This window comes from Okeania sp. SIO2B9 (assembly GCF_010672505.1).
GTDB classification, from domain to species: domain Bacteria; phylum Cyanobacteriota; class Cyanobacteriia; order Cyanobacteriales; family Microcoleaceae; genus Okeania; species Okeania hirsuta.
The window spans coordinates 1-1,418 of sequence record NZ_JAAHGK010001618.1 but is presented as its reverse complement, the minus strand read 5'-3'; the positions used below and the strand labels follow the sequence as shown (position 1 = coordinate 1,418).

The 1,418-nt window shown below is 42.4% G+C and carries 1 protein-coding gene; it reads left to right on the top strand.

The window, feature by feature from the left end; genetic code table 11:
• Positions 1-1,409, top strand: a 1,409-nt coding sequence (locus F6K13_RS33145; RefSeq protein ID WP_287289926.1) for a hypothetical protein, incomplete at its 5' end; no start/stop codon positions are given.
• Positions 1,410-1,418: the final 9 nt, after the last annotated feature.

The window sequence follows — 1,418 nt, the reverse complement described above, 5'->3', positions numbered from 1 at the left end:
CAGCCGTAACCTTTGTCGTTGCAATAATCCTTGGTGGTGCGCCAGCTCGTTTTGGGGTTCCGGAACTGCCTGGAGTTTCTTCTTCTAAAGTTTGGTATTATGTGTTAGCGATCGCCCTGGCATTACCGACGACCCTGACAGTATTTGAATTATCCCAGGAAGAAATGGATAATAACAAAAGATGGTCTGGATTGTTTTTGGGGGTGTCATTTGGCGTTATCTTTTTGTTTCTTTTCAAACTGATTCAAAACTTTCTCTCGGTCGATAAAATTCCCGGTATTAATAAGGTTTTGGTGAAAGCAATTTCCTTTTTGACCCAACACTCTTCCAAAGCAGCAGGCTATATCGATAATGGTATTTTAAACAACAATCATTTTGACGCTATTGTTTTCTTCATCGTTCTTGTTGTTATCTATATAATCGCATTTAAGCTTTTTATGCCAAGTTCGTTGCCCCCCGATAAGAAGATACAAGAACCGCCAGCACTTTTATATGTAATGTTGTTAATTTCCGTATCGGTGCTTTTGTTGGGCAGTCTTACCTTCTTCTTCGATTACTCGCGTATTTCTGTCTTGTTCTTCTGGGTGCTGATTGCTGTAGCGCTCTATAGGCTTTTGAATGTCGATCACTATTTTACATTAAAGGATGCTCCAGAACAGCCAGAAGAGCAAAAAAATTTGACGGCCTTATTACAAAAGCGTCTGGACAAACAAGATCTAGAAGAGCCTCTTGCAAAACAAACTGTAGTTGTTGTCTGTGCTAGTGGAGGTGGAATTCAAGCCGCTGGATGGACGGCTCAAGTATTGACTGGCTTGCAAGAAGAGTTAGGGGAATCATTTACTAAAGCAATTGGATTAATTAGTTCCGTTTCTGGTGGCTCAGTAGGTGCAATGTATTATCTGGATCGCTTTACATATAAAGGTTTTCCACCGACTTCAGAATCAGAAAAAATATTTGAGGGCGCTACCGCAAACAGTTTAGATGCAGTAGGTTGGGGATTAGCCTATCCTGACTTGTGGCGCGTGATTTTCCTCCCGTTCCTACCAGACATTCTCACTCCCAAAGTCAGAGATCGAGGTATTGCGATCGAGAAGGACTGGCAAGGACGTATGAAAACCCCAGAGTCTCCAAAAACCTTAGCCGACTGGCGAGGGGAAGTTGAAGAAGGTAATATTCCGCTCCCTGTATTGAATGCAACTCTGGTTGACAATGGCTGGCGGTTGCTAGTTACACCAGCGAAATTTCCCAACAACTCTCAGAAAAAATTCTTCGACTTTAATAGTCTTTATCCAGGAAAAGATATTGATGTTGTCACAGGTGCAAGACTTTCTGCCACGTTCCCTTACATATCTCCCATTTGTCGAGCCGACGACCGCGTCGCTGATGGTAAAGATCGCATGTTATATTGAGGCTTTTTT